Below are 16,124 nucleotides of genomic sequence, written 5' to 3'. Positions count from 1 at the left end.
CACGATAAAGGAAGATAGCCCCACGATGTCTACAAAGTTTCGCATTCTAGTTTTAAATGGCCCAAACCTTAACCTGTTAGGCCTTAGAGAGCCTGCACACTACGGTTCTCAAACACTTGACCAGATTATTAGCTCACTGACCGAGCAAGCGAAAGCACACGATGTTGAGCTATCTCACTTACAGTCAAATCGTGAGTACGAACTGATTGAAGCTATCCATAGTGCTTATCAAAATGTTGATTTTATTATTATCAACCCAGCAGCCTTTACACATACCAGTGTGGCACTGCGTGATGCACTACTTGGCGTTGCCATCCCATTTATTGAGGTTCATCTATCGAATGTTCACGCACGTGAACCATTCCGTCACCACTCTTACCTATCTGATAAAGCAGAAGGTGTGATTTGTGGCTTAGGTGCCCAAGGTTATCAATTTGCTTTGACCGCTGCGCTCAGCAAGCTCAACTCAAAGTAAACATAAACAACGAACTATTACTAACCTACTCAGTCATAGAGTAAGTTCAATTAACAGATAAAGAGAAAGAAACAATGGATATTCGCAAAATCAAAAAGCTAATCGAATTGGTTGAAGAGTCTGGTATTTCTGAGCTAGAAATCTCTGAAGGTGAAGAGTCAGTACGAATCAGTCGTAACAGCACTGCACCTGTAGCACCTGTTCAATATGCAGCTGCTCCAGCACCTGTAGCGGCAGCAGCTCCTGCGGCGGCACCTGTAGCAGCAGAAGCAGCGGCTCCTGCAGTTCCAGCGGGTCACCAAGTTCTTTCTCCAATGGTTGGTACTTTCTACGGCGCTCCAAGCCCAGACGCAAAACCATTCGTTAAAGTTGGTCAATCTGTAACGGCTGGCGAAACGCTATGTATCGTTGAAGCAATGAAAATGATGAACCAAATCGAAGCTGATAAATCTGGTGTTGTAACAGCTATCCTAGTTGAAGACGGTCAACCAGTAGAATTCGACCAAGCTCTAGTAATTATCGAATAATAGAGAGCACTCATTATGTTAGATAAATTAGTAATCGCGAACCGTGGTGAGATTGCACTACGTATTCTGCGTGCATGTAAAGAGCTTGGCATTAAAACGGTAGCGGTTCACTCAACTGCTGACCGTGACCTTAAGCACGTACTGCTTGCAGACGAAACCATTTGTATCGGTCCAGCTCGTGGTATCGATAGCTACCTAAACATCCCTCGTATCATCAGCGCAGCTGAAGTGACAGGTGCAGTAGCTGTTCACCCTGGCTACGGCTTCCTATCTGAAAATGCAGACTTTGCAGAACAGGTAGAGCGCAGTGGCTTTATCTTCGTTGGCCCTAAAGCTGAAACCATTCGCATGATGGGTGACAAAGTGTCAGCTATCACGTCAATGAAGAAAGCTGGCGTACCTTGTGTACCAGGTTCTGACGGCCCTCTTGACGACGACGAAGCAAAAAACAAAGCGCACGCTAAACGCATTGGCTTCCCAGTTATCATCAAGGCATCTGGCGGCGGCGGCGGTCGTGGTATGCGTGTTGTTCGTTCTGAAGCAGAGCTAACAGAAGCTATCGCGATGACTCGTGCTGAAGCAAAAGCATGTTTCAACAACGACATGGTTTACATGGAGAAATTCCTAGAAAACCCACGTCACATTGAAGTACAAGTGCTTGCAGATGGCCAAGGCAATGCTATCCACCTAGGTGAACGTGACTGTTCAATGCAGCGTCGTCACCAGAAAGTTGTGGAAGAAGCGCCAGCTCCAGGTATCACTGAAGAGATGCGTAAGTACATCGGCGAACGCTGTACTCGTGCATGTATTGAGATCGGTTACCGCGGTGCAGGTACATTTGAATTCCTATACGAGAACGGTGAGTTCTACTTCATCGAGATGAACACTCGTATCCAGGTTGAACACACGATTACTGAAATGGTAACGGGTATCGACCTTGTGAAAGAACAGCTACGTATTGCAGCTGGTCAGCCTCTATCATTCACTCAGGATGACATTAAGCTGCGCGGCCACTCAATCGAATGTCGTATCAATGCTGAAGATCCAGTTCGTTTCCTACCTTCACCAGGTAAGATTGAACGTTTCCACGCACCAGGCGGCATGGGCGTACGTTGGGAATCTCACATCTACACGGGTTACACAGTACCACCACACTACGATTCAATGATTGGTAAGCTGATCACTTACGGTGAGAACCGTGATGTTGCTATCGCTCGTATGAAGAACGCATTGGGTGAAATGATTGTTGAAGGTATTAACGTTAATACTGAGCTTCAACTGTCTATTATGAACGACGAAAACTTCCAACACGGTGGTGCAAACATCCACTACCTTGAGAAGAAACTTGGTTTGTCATAATCCGTTCGTTTAAGAACAGTCAAAATGCTCACTTCGGTGAGCATTTTTGTTTTTGAACCACCGAAAAAATCAATCTTTAATCCCCATTATATTCCGTGGGGTTTTGGTGAATTTGCTCATATTTTCTGCTAGACTCGCCATCCAATTTTTCTCATATAGAAGATGCAGCCATGCCTTGGATTCAAATCAAGCTTAATGCTACCAATGAAAATGCCGAACAAATCGGCGACATGTTAATGGAAGAGACTGGTGCTCTTTCTGTAACTTTCCTGGATGCACAAGATACCCCTGTATTTGAGCCTCTGCCGGGTGAAACTCGCCTTTGGGGTGATACTGACATTCTCGCGCTTTACGACGCTGAGACTGATACTGGTGTCGTTCTAGCGCAGATTAAAGCAAGCAACATGTTCCCTGCAGACTTTGCTCATAAAGTAGAGCAAATTGAAGACAAGGATTGGGAACGTGAATGGATGGATAACTTCCACCCAATGAAGTTTGGTGAGCGTTTATGGATCTGCCCTAGCTGGCGCGATATCCCTGAACCTGACGCTGTTAACGTAATGCTAGACCCAGGCCTTGCATTTGGTACAGGTACTCACCCGACAACGGCATTGTGTCTGGAGTGGCTTGAAGGCTTAGACCTTGCAGGCAAAACCGTGATCGACTTCGGTTGTGGCTCAGGCATCCTAGCGATCGCTGCGATCAAACTAGGCGCGGCAAAAGTTATCGGGATCGACATTGATCCTCAAGCTCTGCTTGCATCAAAAGACAACGCACAACGCAATGGCGTTGCTGAGCAACTAGAGGTGTTCTTGCCACAAGATCAACCGGAAGGTTTGCTAGCAGACGTTGTTGTTGCCAACATTCTTGCGGGTCCATTACGCGACCTTTCTGGCATCATCAAAGGCCTAGTTAAGCCAAATGGTGTACTTGCGATGTCGGGTGTTTTAGATACACAAGCAGAAGATGTTGCGACTTATTATCGTGATGAGCTTCACATTGATCCGATCATCGAACAACAAGAATGGTGTCGAATCTCAGGTCGCAAGCAAGGCTAGACAAGACTTTGGGTGCTAATTGACTGAAATTTAAACAAATTACAAAAACAAATTGTAAATGCTCAAATATTAGTCTTTTCACGCAGCGAAAAAATGCGTAAAATGCGCGCCCTTGCTGGTACAGAACTGTGATGACATTTTTGAAAATCGGAAATTATCAACTTAAGAACAATCTAATCGTCGCTCCTATGGCTGGCGTAACGGATAGACCATTCCGTGAGTTGTGTCTTCGCTACGGTGCGGGGATGGCAGTCAGTGAAATGATGTCCTCCAATCCGAAAGTTTGGAAAACGTCAAAGTCTCAGCAGCGTATGGTACATGAAGGCGAATCGGGCATTCGTTCAGTACAAATCGCTGGTGCAGATCCACAGCTTATGGCCGAGGCTGCTCAATTTAATGTCGATAACGGTGCGCAAATCATCGATATCAACATGGGTTGTCCAGCCAAAAAAGTGAATAAGAAGCTTGCGGGCTCAGCCTTACTACAGCATCCAGAACTCATTGAAGACATTCTGAAAGCGGTGGTAAATGCTGTCGACGTTCCAGTAACGTTGAAAACGCGCACGGGCTGGGATACAGACAATAGAAACTGTGTCCAAATCGCGAAAATAGCCGAAGACTGCGGCATACAAGCTCTTGCGCTCCATGGAAGAACTCGCGCTTGTATGTACAAAGGTGAGGCAGAATACAAACACATTAAAGCAGCGAAACAAGCAGTATCTATTCCGGTTATCGCTAACGGTGATATCGATAGTCCGGAAAAAGCGAAGTTTGTGCTGGAGTACACCGGCGCTGATGCTTTAATGATAGGTCGACCTGCCCAAGGACGTCCTTGGATTTTTAACGAAATCCTACACTATTTGGAAAACGGCACCACGATGGACCCACTCCCGATTTCGGAAGTGAAAGACATCATGCTTGGTCATGTCCACGCTCTACATGAATTTTATGGAGAGTTTTTAGGCCCTCGCATCGCTCGTAAGCATGTGGGTTGGTATCTAAAAGAACATGAACAAGCGAGTGAGTTTCGCCGTACCTTCAACGCATTCGAAGCAGGTGATCTGCAGCTTGAAGCGCTAGAAGGTTTTTTTGATAACGTTGCACCATAATTACGAGAAGAGCTAGACCGAATATGTTCGAACAAAATCTGACTTCAGAAGCATTGACAGTAACTACAGTTACATCACAAGACCAAATCACGCAGAAGCCACTACGTGACTCAGTTAAAGCATCATTGAAAAATTACCTTGCTCAATTAAACGGTCAAGAAGTCAGCGAGTTATACGAATTAGTATTAGCTGAAGTTGAACAGCCACTACTAGACACTATCATGCAGTACACTCGCGGTAACCAAACTCGCGCAGCAACCATGATGGGTATTAACCGCGGTACTCTTCGCAAGAAACTTAAAAAATACGGCATGAACTAATCGTTCTTTCGTAATTTATTGAATTGAAAGCCAAGCTCATTGTTGAGTTTGGCTTTTTTTTGGCTTGTCGATCCGTGATAGGTGGCTAATTACTCTCCAGTGCGACAACAGCGCCCTTTGTCGACGTTTGCGGAATCCAAGGCTGCCAGAATCGAACAATGGCTTGCATCGTCGTCTACGTGGCCGCAACACGCATCATTGATCTTCTTAAGTGCGGTGCGAATCTTAGTTAACTCAGTGATCTTCTCATCAATCATCTCTAATTTTGCTGAGGTAATCGACTTCACTTCAGCGCAACTGTGCTGTGTGGCCTCGAGGCGAATCTCAAGCAATTCTTTAATCTCGTCCAAACTCAGCCCCAACGCTTTAGATTTGAGAATAAACGTCACCTGTTTCTGATTATTTTCATCATATAGGCGATAACCCGACTCACTGCGACTGGCTGGCGCGATCAGGCTATTCTTCTCATAAAATCGCAAGGTATCGGCTGTCACACCGCATCGCTTCGCTAATTCACCGATCTGAAACATGTTTTTTCCTACTGTTTCGTCCATTCCACAATTAACCTTATCGTTACTTTTCAGGCTGAAATGGCACTTTTCATAATTAATTTTGAGATGCCAAACGATTGCGCGAGCTTTTTTGTAATAAATTAGTTAGAATCTGCGCCATCAAATTTGGAGTTGGTTATCTTATAGCTTAATCATAAGGCTAACCCAAAAGGTCTTTACCAAAACTGGCCAATATTTTATCTCTTACTGGTATCTAAGATAATCCACGCTAAGAAGATAGAAACAAGTTCTTTTTTGGCAAATATCTTTATTTTAACCCCATGAATTTGAGGAAGATGGAAGCATGAATAACGCTCGTCCAATTCGCCGCGCTCTAATCAGCGTATCAGACAAAACTGGTATCGTTGAATTTGCACAAGCTCTTGCTAACCGTGGTGTAGATATCCTATCTACCGGTGGCACTGCTCGCCTGCTTGCTGAAAAAGGCATCTCTGTTACAGAAGTATCTGACTACACTGGTTTCCCAGAAATGATGGATGGCCGTGTTAAGACTCTGCACCCAAAAGTTCATGGTGGTGTTCTAGGCCGTCGTGGTCAAGATGATGACGTGATGGAAACTCACGGTATCAACCCTATCGATATGGTTGTTGTAAACCTATACCCATTCGCAGAAACCGTTGCTAAAGAAGGTTGTACTCTTGCTGACGCTGTTGAGAACATCGACATCGGCGGTCCAACAATGGTTCGCTCTGCAGCGAAAAACCACAAAGATGTCACTATTGTTGTTAACGCACACGACTACGAGCGCGTTGTCGCTGAAATGGACACGAACGATAAATCTCTAACACTAGAGACTCGCTTCGACCTCGCTATCGCAGCATTCGAGCACACCGCTTCTTACGACGGCATGATCGCAAACTACTTCGGCACTATGGTTCCATCTTACGGTGAGAACAAAGAAGGTGACGAACCTTCTCCTGAAAACAAGAGCAAATTCCCTCGCACGTTCAACCAACAGTTCGAGAAAAAGCAAGACATGCGCTACGGTGAGAACAGCCACCAGGCAGCCGCATTCTACGTTGAAGCAAACCCTGAAGAAGCATCAGTTTCTACAGCTCGCCAGATTCAAGGTAAAGCCCTTTCTTACAACAACATCGCTGACACCGACGCAGCACTTGAGTGTGTGAAAGAGTTCGACCAGCCAGCATGTGTGATCGTTAAGCACGCTAACCCATGTGGTGTTGCACTAGGTGAAGACATCCTAGAAGCTTACGACCGTGCATTCAAAACAGACCCAACTTCTGCATTTGGCGGCATCATCGCTTTCAACCGTGAGCTAGACGCTGCAACAGCAACGGCTATCACTGAGCGTCAATTCGTTGAAGTTATCATTGCACCATCAGTTTCTGCTGAAGCAGTAGCAATCGTAGCGGCTAAGAAAAACCTTCGCCTACTTGAGTGTGGTGAGTGGACAACGAAGACAACTGGCTTTGACGTTAAACGCGTTAACGGTGGTTTGCTAGTTCAAGACCGCGACCAAGGCATGGTGTCTGAAGATGACCTTAAAGTGGTTTCTAAGCGCCAACCTACAGCTGAAGAATTGAAAGATGCTCTATTCTGCTGGAAAGTAGCGAAATACGTTAAATCTAACGCTATCGTTTACTCGAAAGGCGACATGACAATTGGTGTTGGCGCTGGCCAAATGAGCCGCGTTTACTCTGCGAAAATCGCAGGCATCAAAGCTGCAGACGAAGGTCTACAGGTTGAAGGCTGTGTGATGGCATCAGATGCATTCTTCCCATTCCGTGACGGTATCGACGCGGCTGCAGAGGCTGGCATCAAGTGTGTTATCCAACCGGGCGGCTCTATGCGTGATGACGAAGTTATCGCAGCAGCAGACGAACACGGCATGGCGATGATCTTTACTGGCATGCGTCACTTCCGCCACTAATTTCCTCTTCGTATTTGGCACTGTGGCGTCGTTAGCTGCTTTCGCCCACCCCGGTCACATAGCGAGCTATGCTCCCGGGGATGGGCTCAATTGCTGCCTAGCCACATCACCAACTACTTTGAGCAAGACTTATTTAATTTAACTAATTTGAAATACTCTTAGTTTTAGAAATTTTTCATTTTAGAGCAAAGCCATATTGATAAGGTCAAGGAGAGCTCGCGGAGTTTATAACTATAAATGAGCAAGCTCGACGCAGAGATTAACAATATGGCGCAGCTATCAAAGGATAAATAAAATGAATGTATTAATTATTGGTGCCGGCGGTCGTGAGCATGCACTAGGTTGGAAAGCAGCACAAAACCCAAACGTTGAAACAGTATTCATCGCTCCAGGTAACGCAGGTACTGCACTTGAGCCAAAACTAGAGAACGTAAACATCGGCGTTGAAGACATCGCTGGTTTAGTCGCGTTTGCTCAAGATAAAAAAATCGAACTGACTATCGTGGGCCCTGAAGCACCATTGGTTATCGGTGTGGTTGATGCATTCCGCGAAGTAGGTTTGCCAATCTTCGGCCCTACTCAAGCTGCAGCACAGCTTGAAGGCTCTAAAGCATTCACTAAAGACTTCCTAGCTCGTCATGATATCCCAACAGGTTACTACTCAAACTTCACTGAGATTGAGCCAGCTATCGCTTACGTTCGCGAGCAAGGCGCTCCTATCGTAGTGAAAGCTGACGGTCTTGCGGCAGGTAAAGGCGTTATCGTTGCGATGACCCTTGAAGAAGCAGAAGACGCAATCAAAGACATGCTAGCGGGCAACGCCTTTGGCGAAGCAGGCAGCCGCGTTGTTATCGAAGAGTTCCTCGAAGGCGAAGAAGCAAGCTTCATCGTAATGGTTGACGGCTCTAGCGTGCTTCCTATGGCCACCAGCCAAGATCACAAACGTGTTGGCGACAAAGACACTGGGCCGAACACGGGCGGCATGGGTGCTTACTCTCCTGCGCCGGTTGTAACTCCAGAAATCCACAACCGTATCCTTGAGGAAGTTATCTACCCAACGGTACGTGGTATGGACGCAGAAGGCGCACCTTACACAGGTTTCCTTTACGCTGGCCTAATGATCGATGCTGACGGCACACCTAAAGTTATCGAATACAACTGCCGCTTTGGCGACCCTGAAACGCAACCTATCATGATGCGTATGGAGTCAGACCTTGTTGAACTTTGCCTAATGGCTATCGACGAGAAGCTCGACGAAGCAGAATCGAAGTGGGATCCACGCGCTTCTATCGGTGTTGTTCTTGCGGCTGGCGGTTACCCTGCTGACTACGCAAAAGGTGACGTTATTTCACTACCAACAAGCGAAGTTGAAGGCCAAAAGGTTTTCCACGCGGGTACGACAAATAATGAAGCTGGCGACGTTGTGACAAACGGCGGTCGTGTACTTTGTGCAACAGCACTGGGCAATACGGTTTCTGAGGCTCAAGAGCGCGCTTACGCGTTGACGAAGCAAGTTAGCTGGAATGGTATGTTCCATCGCAATGATATTGGTTACCGTGCGATTGCGCGCGAGCAAGAGCAGTAATCAATCTGGTTACTCGCTTACTTTTCAATAACAGTAAGCAAATGACAGCAAGTGAATAACAGAAAAAGGCGCCTCAATAGGCGCCTTTTATTATCTCATTTACACAAGAATCTGTATTTGTACAGACAAATAGGCACTTAGCCTACAGTAGGCCAAATACTCTTAATTCTTTGATTGCTTTCTATTCTTTCAGCAACGATGGCCTCACGACACAATCATGACTGTCTTCAGCCAGCATCAGTAACTCTTCTACGCTCATCTTACCGAGTAAGTCACTGCCAAGAAACGCCGCATAGCTTTCCACTGATGCCAATCGGTCGATCACGAAGCTTGGTAAGGTCTGGTTAAATTCAATGCGATCAAATTCACCACCAGCGCACGTCTTAAAAGAGCTGCCATCCCAGTAACCCTGAACCAGTCTGAGCCCTTCGTCATTCTGCTTCATCGTAGTCTCTAGAACCGACTTAGCTTCTTTCTGGTAGTTTTCGAGTTGCTTAGCTTGGATAGGTAAGATTTTGCTATCAATACGATACTGTTGATACACAGCTTCGCCTGACTTATTGAAACGCACATGGACACGATAAGGAACCAGCTCATTCGAAGAGTTACGCTGCTCGCCTTCACGAATGAATTCTCGAAGCACGCCTTCTGACCAAGCATAATCAGTTTGGTACCAGCCGTAATCGCCGACAGTGACGTAGTCAGCTGAAGTATGAGGTTGTGTTAGCTTGTTTGTAACCCAGTAGAAACTCGTCGCGTCGCCCATGACTTGGCCGCCAGTGTGAGTTTCAAATTGCTCTAGGTTTTTGCGAGGGCTTGTTGAAGAACAGCCAATAAGAAATGTAGATAATAGTGAAACGAGAAGAAATGCTTTTTTCATAAAAACCTGTACCGAGGTGGAATACGACTACCTCGGTACAGTTTAGATTATTTCACTGAATCTTTCAGCGCTTTACCTGCAACAAATGCTGGAACATTTGCAGCAGCGATTTGGATCTCATCACCAGTTTTTGGGTTACGACCAGTGCGAGCTGCACGGTGGTTTACTTTAAAAGTACCAAAACCAATTAGCTGAACTTGATCGCCATCTTTAAGAGCATCTGTAACACCGCCAAGAGTCGCTTCTAGAGCAGCTTTAGCTTGTGCTTTAGAAAGGTCCGCTTTTTCAGCAATAAAGTCGATTAATTGAGTCTTGTTCATTTTAGGTTTCCCTTCTTTGTATTTTTGAATTCAATTCACTCTAAAACATAAATGCCCCATCTGGCAAAGGTTTGTCGTCGATCTTTAGCTCTAATGCCGTAGTTTTAGCCATAATATGAGTAATAACTCACAATTTGTTACTGATTTTATTAAGCAAGCCCTTGTTTAAAAGGGGCTGAGAGCAAAATTAATGATGACCTAGCCACTACTTTTTCACTATAATCCACGCTGAATCGCTGCTAAAGCGTACAATTTAATTTAAGGGCAAACATGCTGCTGCTATCTATTTACGTCTCCATTGCTATTGGAGTTTCTTTCATTTGTTCTGTTTTGGAAGCTGTACTTTTGAGTATTAGTCCGAGCTACATTGCTCAACTAAAACAAAATGGGCACCCTGCAGCAGAATCTTTAGACAAACTGAAAACAGATATTGACCGCCCGCTTGCGTCAATTTTAACGCTCAACACCATCGCCCATACTATCGGTGCTGCGACAGCAGGTGCACAAGCGGCTGTCGTTTTTGGTAGCCAATGGTTAGGTGTCTTCTCTGCCGTGCTAACGCTAGGTATCTTGGTATTATCTGAGATTGTTCCAAAAACCATTGGTGCAACCTACTGGCGTCAACTTGCTCCTGCTTCGGCAAGCGTGCTTCGTTGGATGGTGTTCTTCCTAACACCGTTTGTATGGTTCTCAGAACAGATCACCAAACGTCTTGCTCGTGGCCACCAAGCACCAAAAATGCGTGATGAGTTATCTGCAATGGCGATTTTGGCAAAAGAGAGCGGTGAATTTGCAGAAGGCGAATCAAAAATCCTGAGCAACCTACTGGGTATTCAAGATGTACCCGTGACTCAAATAATGACGCCGCGCCCAGTGGTATTCCGTGTTGATGCGGAAATGAGTGTCAATACCTTCCTAGAACAACATAAAGACACGCCATTCTCACGCCCGCTGGTTTACAGCGAGCAGAGTGACAACATCATCGGTTTTGTTCACCGCTTAGAGCTGTTTAGATTGCAGCAAGCCGGTTGTGGTGAGAAAGCTCTGGGTGAAGTAATGCGCCCTATCCACGTGTTGCTGAACAACATGGGCTTGGCTAAAGCCTTTGACCAGATGATGGCAAACCGCCTGCAACTGTCTTTAGTTGTGGACGAATACGGCACTATTCAGGGCATCATCACCCTAGAAGACATCTTTGAGCACCTAGTGGGCGAAGAGATTGTCGATGAAGCGGATAAGACGACTGATATGCAAGAACTGGCGTTCCAACGCTGGGAGAAGTGGAAAGAGACACACGGTGTTATCGAAAACCGCGATGACGAGGACGAGGAAGAAACTCCAGCAGACAACGACTCTTCAGATGCAAAATCAACGAATGACGACGACGCATCAAAAGACAAAGTGTAGAACGAAGACAAAAAAGACGCTTAATCTAAATTTGATACCGTCAGATACAACAAAGGCTCCCTAGGGAGCCTTTGTTTTTATTCGTACCTTGGTGCAATTGCGAATTATAGCGCAACACCAATGTTACTGACTGGGTCTTCACGCAGTTCGTGGCGTAGGTCTTTGATCAACTCTAAGTCACGCTCAGTCGTTTCACGTAAAGGTCGGAAAATGGCCCACTGAACGTCCCACTCTTCACATACCGCTTCGTTTTCTTTCTGGTTTTCGTTCGTCACTTCTTCAGCGCCTTGAGCAAACTCAAGCTCAGCAACCGTCTTCACCGATTGTTGACTCACTTTAATTACCGCTTCCAACATATGTTCACGGTCAAGCAGACCATGAATTAGCGTTGCTAGGCCTTGGCATGCGTCCATTGCTGGATAAACACCATAAAAATCAAAATCATCACCGCTAGGGAATAGCTCTTCAACCTTCTCAAGTTGACGCTCAAAGTTCACCTTTGCTGTTTTAACCGTCAGGGTTTCCCAAATGCTATCCAAAACATCACGATAGATTCGAGCTTCCGCAAATTCTGTATTCTCACAAAACATGGCATAGTTAGGGTACATACGCTCACATAGACACGCCATAAAGGTAATTTGTTGCCAAGGTTCTAACTTTTCAAGACGAACCTGCAGTGGATTCTGAAGCATAGTCACTCAATAATTGCAGAAAAAGACAGCGAAAGTGTACTTGATAAACCCTGGGGGGAAAAGGTAAGCCGATGAACAATTTTACGAATAAGCTCTATATTCTTACTGAGCATGACGATACCTATACGCAACTGATTCTAAACCAGGATTTACCCGACCTAGAAATCACTCAAAACCCCAAATCAGCACAGATTGTCTTGGCGTCACCACCTCTAATCGCAGAGCGCCTCGGCGAGTTTAAAGAGCTAGACTGGGTACAGAGTACCTATGCCGGAATCAATAAACTCACTCAGCCAGATCTGCGTCAGGACTATACGCTAACCAACGTCAAAGGCATCTTTGGTCCGGCTATCGCAGAATACGTATTGGGTTACACAATCAGTCACTGTAGACACTTCCCTCATTACCACCAGCATCAACAACAACGAAACTGGCAGCCACAGCTTTATACTAGCCTAACTGACAAAACTATGGTGATTTTAGGAACAGGTTCAATCGGCAGTCATTTGGCAAAAACCGCGGCGGCTTTTGGTATTCATACCATAGGTGTCAACCGTACCGGCATCCCATCCAAACAAGAAACCTTTAAAGAGACTTTCCACATCAATGAGATAGAGGCTGCCCTTAAGCAGGCCGATATTGTGGTCAACACCTTGCCATCAACCGCTGAAACCTATCAGCTGTTGAACCAAACCACGTTAGGTTACTGCTCTAATGTGTTGCTGTTTAATGTCGGTCGAGGGGAAAGCATCGACAATAAAGCCTTGTTGCTCGCCATAAAAAACAGATGGGTAGAACACGCATTTTTAGATGTGTTTGAAAGTGAACCCCTCTCTCAGGAACATCCTTTCTGGAAACTACCGCAAGTCACCATCACTCCACACATCGCTGCACTCAGTGAGCCAAGACAAGTAGTCGAGATCTTCGCAGAGAATTACAAACAGTGGCGAGATGGCTTTACACTTAATCATGTCATCGATTTTGATAAAGGTTACTGATGTCCTCTTCGTTACTTAAAGAGATTCGACAATGCCGAGCTTGTGAGCCTCACCTATCACACGGTGCTAACCCGGTGATTCAAGCGCATCCAAACGCGCGCTTGCTGATCATAGGTCAAGCGCCGGGTATCAAGGTGCATGAGTCGTCGATCCCTTGGAATGACGCGAGTGGCGAACGATTAAGAGGATGGTTAGGGATAGATAGCGATACTTTTTACGACGAGCAAAAAGTCGCGATTGTGCCTATGGGGTTTTGTTATCCGGGGAAAGGGAAAAGTGGTGATCTTCCACCACGCAAAGAGTGCGCGGAGCTTTGGCATAACAAAGTGCTGCAATCTCTACCCAATATTCAAATGACACTGCTGATTGGCCAGTACGCACAAAACCATTACCTAACAAACAAGACCACCAGCACATTGACCGAAACCGTGCGTGATTGGCAAAGGTGGGCGCCTGAGTTTTTGCCATTACCCCACCCTTCGCCACGCAATAATATCTGGCTCAAGAAGAACCCTTGGTTTGAAAGTGAAGTCATTCCTTATATCAGGAAACACATCTCTGAGCATTTGGCCTACCATGATCCAAATACCTAATTAACTGCACACAACAAGATTAAACCGCCATCAAATGCCAATTTCAGGCAATAAAAAAGCGCTGTTGGTTTCCCAACAGCGCTTTCAATAATCTTACTCAGAATTACTTGTGGTAAGGCTTAGACAATTCGTGAACAGCGTCAACGAATACACCAGCATTCTCTGGCGGTACATCTAAGTGGATACCGTGGCCTAGGTTAAATACATGACCTGTACCACCGTCACCGAAGCCTTCAAGGATGCTGCCCACTTCTTCGCGAATACGTTCAGGTTGAGCGTAAAGCATTGAAGGATCCATGTTACCTTGCAGAGCAACTTTGTCGCCGATGCGAGCTTTTGCATCTGCGATGTTGATTGTCCAGTCTAGACCAACCGCATCACAACCTGTTGCTGCGATAGACTCAAGCCACATGCCGCCGTTCTTAGTGAACAGAGTAACCGGTACTCGACGACCTTCGTTTTCACGGATTAGGCCATCAACGATTTTGTGCATGTATTGCAGTGAGAATAGGTTGTAGTCACGAGGAGTCAGTACACCACCCCATGTATCAAATACCATTACCGATTGAGCACCCGCTTTAATTTGCGCGTTCAAGTATTCGATAACACTGTCAGCCAGCTTGTCTAGAAGCAGGTGCAGCGTTTGTGGTTCTGCGTACATCATCTTCTTGATCTTAGTGAATGCTTTAGAGCTTCCACCTTCAACCATGTATGTCGCTAGAGTCCATGGGCTACCAGAGAAACCAATCAGTGGCACTTCGCCTTTCAGGTCTTTACGGATCTGACGAACGGCATTCATTACGTATTGAAGCTCGCCTTCTGGATCAGGTAGGCCAATCTTCTCTACGTCAGCTTTACACGTGATAGGACGCTCAAACTTAGGACCTTCACCTGTTTCAAAGTACAAACCTAAGCCCATTGCATCAGGGATAGTTAGGATGTCTGAGAACAAGATTGCCGCATCAAGCGGGAAACGACGTAAAGGTTGAAGTGTTACTTCTGATGCCAGTTCCGCGTTTTTGCACAAAGACATGAAATCGCCCGCTTCAGCGCGCGTTGCTTTGTATTCAGGAAGATAGCGGCCAGCTTGGCGCATCATCCATACCGGTGTGTAATCAACAGGCTGTTTTAAAAGTGCGCGTAAATAGCGATCGTTTTTTAATTCGGTCATTCCGTTAAATTCCAATTCAATCTTGTCTAGTTTTGATGGCAAGTATTCTAACACTGATTGAAGGGTAAAAGCTGTGTGCTTTGCAACCTAGATCAAGTTATTAACTTTTAAATCAATGCTTAATTTGCACCCAATTACGGGAGCATGTTAAAAATTTGTTCGCTAGCGAAAATTACAATTATAACATCTGAGTAGTCACTACTCAGCATCTCATAACGACATCTTACTTACCCCCTCCACTTGTGGAGGGTTTTTTTTAGCTTTTGATCACCCATAGGCCAAATACTATCACAGGCAAATTAGTGCTCTAGTATCTGCTCAGTCACACCATCTTTCATCACGTCATCAACGGTTTTCTCAATCAACTGTCTCGCAATGGTTCCAACAGGAGCAACATCAGGCAGGCTTGTTACGTCAAACCATTGAGCATCCGATAGCTCGCTGTAGTCAGGCTTGAGCGTACCACCAGCATAATCTGCGAGAAAGCCCATCATCATACTCGATGGAAACGCCCATGGCTGGCTGCCAAAATAACGAATATTATCGACATCGATACCCGTTTCTTCTTTGACTTCTCTTGCCACACACTGCTCTAAGGTCTCTCCGACCTCTAGGAAGCCCGCTATCACGGTATACATACCTGTCTTATGTCTTGGGTGCTGCGCAAGCAATATCTTGTTGTCGTTTCGTACAGCGACAATGATGCACGGGAAGATACGAGGATAATGAAGTGTGCGGCAATCTCCACACTGCATCGCCACCTGGTTATGGTTGAGATGATTTCGACCACCACACTGAGGGCAAAAACGCATACTTTGAGTCATATGCCCATATTGGATGGCTTTGCTTGCAGTCAAGAAACTCACTTCAGGCCAGTGCAGTAACTCTCTTAGGCTGACCATGCTCAGCTCATTCTCCACATCACAATCGTTGAGCCAATACACCTTGCGACCTTGATGCTGACCAATACAGATTGCATGCTCCACACTCAGCCCAAGCTCTTCAGCAGAGCCAAACGGAAACTGATCATTATTAACCCAAATATCACTACCAGAAACGACGCACCAATAAGCTTGCTCTGTCATTTTGTTATCACTTTTTTTTAACATCCCTATGCCTCATTGCTTGCAGTTCGTTCATTTTACTGGCAATCTAATTTCATACTAG

The 16,124-nt window shown here is 45.7% G+C and carries 17 protein-coding genes; 11 read left to right on the top strand and 6 right to left on the bottom strand.

The window, feature by feature from the left end; genetic code table 11:
* The first annotated feature begins 25 nt into the window (after nucleotides 1–25).
* From aroQ to fis, 6 genes are all read left to right on the top strand, one after another.
* Complete coding sequence (gene aroQ / locus AB4263_RS14335) at nucleotides 26–475, top strand: type II 3-dehydroquinate dehydratase (protein ID WP_010435475.1); 450 nt, start codon at nucleotides 26–28, stop codon at nucleotides 473–475.
* Between the two features lie 74 nt (nucleotides 476–549).
* Complete coding sequence (accB, locus tag AB4263_RS14330) at nucleotides 550–1,002, top strand: acetyl-CoA carboxylase biotin carboxyl carrier protein (protein ID WP_017062707.1); 453 nt, start codon at nucleotides 550–552, stop codon at nucleotides 1,000–1,002.
* Between the two features lie 15 nt (nucleotides 1,003–1,017).
* Nucleotides 1,018–2,361: an acetyl-CoA carboxylase biotin carboxylase subunit gene (gene accC / locus AB4263_RS14325; RefSeq protein ID WP_017062706.1), complete on the top strand. Its 1,344-nt coding sequence runs from the start codon at nucleotides 1,018–1,020 to the stop codon at nucleotides 2,359–2,361.
* Nucleotides 2,362–2,531: 170 nt separating this feature from the next.
* Complete coding sequence (gene prmA, locus AB4263_RS14320; protein WP_017055901.1) at nucleotides 2,532–3,419, top strand: 50S ribosomal protein L11 methyltransferase; 888 nt, start codon at nucleotides 2,532–2,534, stop codon at nucleotides 3,417–3,419.
* Between the two features lie 140 nt (nucleotides 3,420–3,559).
* Nucleotides 3,560–4,528, top strand: a complete 969-nt coding sequence (gene dusB / locus AB4263_RS14315; protein WP_032546269.1) for a tRNA dihydrouridine synthase DusB — start codon at nucleotides 3,560–3,562, stop codon at nucleotides 4,526–4,528.
* A 23-nt stretch (nucleotides 4,529–4,551) separates the two neighbouring features.
* Nucleotides 4,552–4,848, top strand: a complete 297-nt coding sequence (gene fis / locus AB4263_RS14310) for a DNA-binding transcriptional regulator Fis (RefSeq protein ID WP_004729744.1) — start codon at nucleotides 4,552–4,554, stop codon at nucleotides 4,846–4,848.
* An 89-nt stretch (nucleotides 4,849–4,937) separates the two neighbouring features.
* On the opposite strand, the gene zntR is transcribed toward fis, so the two are convergent.
* Entirely contained in the window at nucleotides 4,938–5,378 is a 441-nt protein-coding gene (zntR, locus tag AB4263_RS14305; RefSeq protein WP_050632412.1) for a Zn(2+)-responsive transcriptional regulator, read from the bottom strand.
* Between the two features lie 325 nt (nucleotides 5,379–5,703).
* Between zntR and purH the strand changes: the two genes are divergently transcribed.
* Together purH and purD are read left to right on the top strand one after the other, a co-directional pair.
* Nucleotides 5,704–7,311, top strand: coding sequence for a bifunctional phosphoribosylaminoimidazolecarboxamide formyltransferase/IMP cyclohydrolase (gene purH / locus AB4263_RS14300; protein ID WP_017062703.1), 1,608 nt, complete (start codon nucleotides 5,704–5,706; stop codon nucleotides 7,309–7,311).
* Nucleotides 7,312–7,606: 295 nt separating this feature from the next.
* Complete coding sequence (purD, locus tag AB4263_RS14295) at nucleotides 7,607–8,896, top strand: phosphoribosylamine--glycine ligase (RefSeq protein WP_017062702.1); 1,290 nt, start codon at nucleotides 7,607–7,609, stop codon at nucleotides 8,894–8,896.
* A 181-nt stretch (nucleotides 8,897–9,077) separates the two neighbouring features.
* On the opposite strand, the gene AB4263_RS14290 is transcribed toward purD, so the two are convergent.
* Together AB4263_RS14290 and hupA are read right to left on the bottom strand one after the other, a co-directional pair.
* Complete coding sequence (locus AB4263_RS14290) at nucleotides 9,078–9,776, bottom strand: DUF1481 domain-containing protein (RefSeq protein WP_017068859.1); 699 nt, start codon at nucleotides 9,774–9,776, stop codon at nucleotides 9,078–9,080.
* Nucleotides 9,777–9,823: 47 nt separating this feature from the next.
* Nucleotides 9,824–10,096: a nucleoid-associated protein HU-alpha gene (gene hupA, locus AB4263_RS14285; RefSeq protein WP_004729753.1), complete on the bottom strand. Its 273-nt coding sequence runs from the start codon at nucleotides 10,094–10,096 to the stop codon at nucleotides 9,824–9,826.
* Between the two features lie 270 nt (nucleotides 10,097–10,366).
* Here hupA and AB4263_RS14280 point away from each other — a divergent pair, with 270 nt between their 5' ends.
* Complete coding sequence (locus AB4263_RS14280; protein WP_372098408.1) at nucleotides 10,367–11,503, top strand: CNNM domain-containing protein; 1,137 nt, start codon at nucleotides 10,367–10,369, stop codon at nucleotides 11,501–11,503.
* A gap of 104 nt (nucleotides 11,504–11,607) precedes the next feature.
* Here AB4263_RS14280 and AB4263_RS14275 read toward each other — a convergent pair whose 3' ends face one another.
* Nucleotides 11,608–12,195: a YjaG family protein gene (locus AB4263_RS14275; protein WP_137001877.1), complete on the bottom strand. Its 588-nt coding sequence runs from the start codon at nucleotides 12,193–12,195 to the stop codon at nucleotides 11,608–11,610.
* Nucleotides 12,196–12,266: 71 nt separating this feature from the next.
* On the opposite strand from AB4263_RS14275, the gene AB4263_RS14270 reads away from it, so the two are divergent.
* Nucleotides 12,267–13,193: a D-2-hydroxyacid dehydrogenase gene (locus AB4263_RS14270; RefSeq protein WP_017063654.1), complete on the top strand. Its 927-nt coding sequence runs from the start codon at nucleotides 12,267–12,269 to the stop codon at nucleotides 13,191–13,193.
* Entirely contained in the window at nucleotides 13,193–13,786 is a 594-nt protein-coding gene (locus AB4263_RS14265) for a uracil-DNA glycosylase family protein (RefSeq protein ID WP_017065640.1), read from the top strand. The genes AB4263_RS14270 and AB4263_RS14265 overlap by 1 nt, the downstream gene beginning before the upstream one ends.
* A 103-nt stretch (nucleotides 13,787–13,889) precedes the next feature.
* Here the strand turns inward: AB4263_RS14265 and hemE are convergent, their stop codons facing one another.
* Both hemE and nudC read right to left on the bottom strand, forming a co-directional pair.
* Nucleotides 13,890–14,957 carry a uroporphyrinogen decarboxylase gene (gene hemE, locus AB4263_RS14260; RefSeq protein WP_017060530.1) on the bottom strand — a complete coding sequence of 356 codons (1,068 nt, stop codon included), beginning with the start codon at nucleotides 14,955–14,957 and terminating at the stop codon, nucleotides 13,890–13,892.
* Nucleotides 14,958–15,256: 299 nt separating this feature from the next.
* Nucleotides 15,257–16,066 carry an NAD(+) diphosphatase gene (gene nudC, locus AB4263_RS14255; RefSeq protein WP_017060529.1) on the bottom strand — a complete coding sequence of 270 codons (810 nt, stop codon included), beginning with the start codon at nucleotides 16,064–16,066 and terminating at the stop codon, nucleotides 15,257–15,259.
* Nucleotides 16,067–16,124: the final 58 nt, after the last annotated feature.

It is taken from the genome of Vibrio sp. 10N.261.55.C5 (assembly GCF_041470505.1).
GTDB lineage: Bacteria > Pseudomonadota > Gammaproteobacteria > Enterobacterales > Vibrionaceae > Vibrio > Vibrio crassostreae_C.
Note: the sequence above shows the minus strand (reverse complement) of the source record. Positions and strands in the feature narration are given on the sequence as shown.

Bases quoted from the DNA above. Each gene is read 5' to 3' on its own strand.
- aroQ (WP_010435475.1), top strand. From the start codon at position 26: ATGTCTACAAAGTTTCGCATTCTAGTTTTAAATGGCCCAAACCTTAAC.
- accB (WP_017062707.1), top strand. From the start codon at position 550: ATGGATATTCGCAAAATCAAAAAGCTAATCGAATTGGTTGAAGAGTCT.
- accC (WP_017062706.1), top strand. From the start codon at position 1,018: ATGTTAGATAAATTAGTAATCGCGAACCGTGGTGAGATTGCACTACGT.
- prmA (WP_017055901.1), top strand. From the start codon at position 2,532: ATGCCTTGGATTCAAATCAAGCTTAATGCTACCAATGAAAATGCCGAA.
- fis (WP_004729744.1), top strand. From the start codon at position 4,552: ATGTTCGAACAAAATCTGACTTCAGAAGCATTGACAGTAACTACAGTT.
- zntR (WP_050632412.1), bottom strand. From the start codon at position 5,378: ATGTTTCAGATCGGTGAATTAGCGAAGCGATGCGGTGTGACAGCCGAT.
- purH (WP_017062703.1), top strand. From the start codon at position 5,704: ATGAATAACGCTCGTCCAATTCGCCGCGCTCTAATCAGCGTATCAGAC.
- purD (WP_017062702.1), top strand. From the start codon at position 7,607: ATGAATGTATTAATTATTGGTGCCGGCGGTCGTGAGCATGCACTAGGT.
- AB4263_RS14290 (WP_017068859.1), bottom strand. From the start codon at position 9,776: ATGAAAAAAGCATTTCTTCTCGTTTCACTATTATCTACATTTCTTATT.
- hupA (WP_004729753.1), bottom strand. From the start codon at position 10,096: ATGAACAAGACTCAATTAATCGACTTTATTGCTGAAAAAGCGGACCTT.
- AB4263_RS14280 (WP_372098408.1), top strand. From the start codon at position 10,367: ATGCTGCTGCTATCTATTTACGTCTCCATTGCTATTGGAGTTTCTTTC.
- AB4263_RS14275 (WP_137001877.1), bottom strand. From the start codon at position 12,195: ATGCTTCAGAATCCACTGCAGGTTCGTCTTGAAAAGTTAGAACCTTGG.
- AB4263_RS14270 (WP_017063654.1), top strand. From the start codon at position 12,267: ATGAACAATTTTACGAATAAGCTCTATATTCTTACTGAGCATGACGAT.
- AB4263_RS14265 (WP_017065640.1), top strand. From the start codon at position 13,193: ATGTCCTCTTCGTTACTTAAAGAGATTCGACAATGCCGAGCTTGTGAG.
- hemE (WP_017060530.1), bottom strand. From the start codon at position 14,957: ATGACCGAATTAAAAAACGATCGCTATTTACGCGCACTTTTAAAACAG.
- nudC (WP_017060529.1), bottom strand. From the start codon at position 16,066: ATGTTAAAAAAAAGTGATAACAAAATGACAGAGCAAGCTTATTGGTGC.